1 rRNA gene is annotated in these 1,456 nt (G+C 54.1%); it reads right to left on the reverse strand.

Annotated elements, in window-relative coordinates:
- Nucleotides 1-6: 6 nt before the first annotated feature.
- Nucleotides 7-1,456, reverse strand: a 16S ribosomal RNA gene (locus M2387_RS25765); the annotation flags it as partial.

Below are 1,456 nucleotides of genomic sequence, written 5' to 3' on the forward strand. Positions count from 1 at the left end.
TTTAGGTAAGGAGGTGATCCAACCGCAGGTTCCCCTACGGTTACCTTGTTACGACTTCACCCCAGTCATGAATCACAAAGTGGTAAGCGCCCTCCCGAAGGTTAAGCTACCTACTTCTTTTGCAACCCACTCCCATGGTGTGACGGGCGGTGTGTACAAGGCCCGGGAACGTATTCACCGTAGCATTCTGATCTACGATTACTAGCGATTCCGACTTCACGGAGTCGAGTTGCAGACTCCGATCCGGACTACGACATACTTTATGAGGTCCGCTTGCTCTCGCGAGGTCGCTTCTCTTTGTATATGCCATTGTAGCACGTGTGTAGCCCTACTCGTAAGGGCCATGATGACTTGACGTCATCCCCACCTTCCTCCAGTTTATCACTGGCAGTCTCCTTTGAGTTCCCGGCCGAACCGCTGGCAACAAAGGATAAGGGTTGCGCTCGTTGCGGGACTTAACCCAACATTTCACAACACGAGCTGACGACAGCCATGCAGCACCTGTCTCAGAGTTCCCGAAGGCACCAATCCATCTCTGGAAAGTTCTCTGGATGTCAAGAGTAGGTAAGGTTCTTCGCGTTGCATCGAATTAAACCACATGCTCCACCGCTTGTGCGGGCCCCCGTCAATTCATTTGAGTTTTAACCTTGCGGCCGTACTCCCCAGGCGGTCGACTTAACGCGTTAGCTCCGGAAGCCACGCCTCAAGGGCACAACCTCCAAGTCGACATCGTTTACAGCGTGGACTACCAGGGTATCTAATCCTGTTTGCTCCCCACGCTTTCGCACCTGAGCGTCAGTCTTTGTCCAGGGGGCCGCCTTCGCCACCGGTATTCCTCCAGATCTCTACGCATTTCACCGCTACACCTGGAATTCTACCCCCCTCTACAAGACTCTAGCTTGCCCGTTTCGAATGCAGTTCCCAGGTTGAGCCCGGGGATTTCACATCCGACTTGACAAACCGCCTGCGTGCGCTTTACGCCCAGTAATTCCGATTAACGCTTGCACCCCCCGTATTACCGCGGCTGCTGGCACGGAGTTAGCCGGTGCTTCTTCTGCGAGTAACGTCAATCACAAAGGTTATTAACCTTTATGCCTTCCTCCTCGCTGAAAGTACTTTACAACCCGAAGGCCTTCTTCATACACGCGGCATGGCTGCATCAGGCTTGCGCCCATTGTGCAATATTCCCCACTGCTGCCTCCCGTAGGAGTCTGGACCGTGTCTCAGTTCCAGTGTGGCTGGTCATCCTCTCAGACCAGCTAGGGATCGTCGCCTAGGTGAGCCATTACCTCACCTACTAGCTAATCCCATCTGGGCACATCTGATGGCAAGAGGCCCGAAGGTCCCCCTCTTTGGTCTTGCGACGTTATGCGGTATTAGCTACCGTTTCCAGTAGTTATCCCCCTCCATCAGGCAGTTTCCCAGACATTACTCACCCGTCCGCCGCTCGTCACCC

It is taken from the genome of Klebsiella sp. BIGb0407 (assembly GCF_024807845.1).
In the GTDB taxonomy this organism is placed as follows: domain Bacteria; phylum Pseudomonadota; class Gammaproteobacteria; order Enterobacterales; family Enterobacteriaceae; genus JGM124.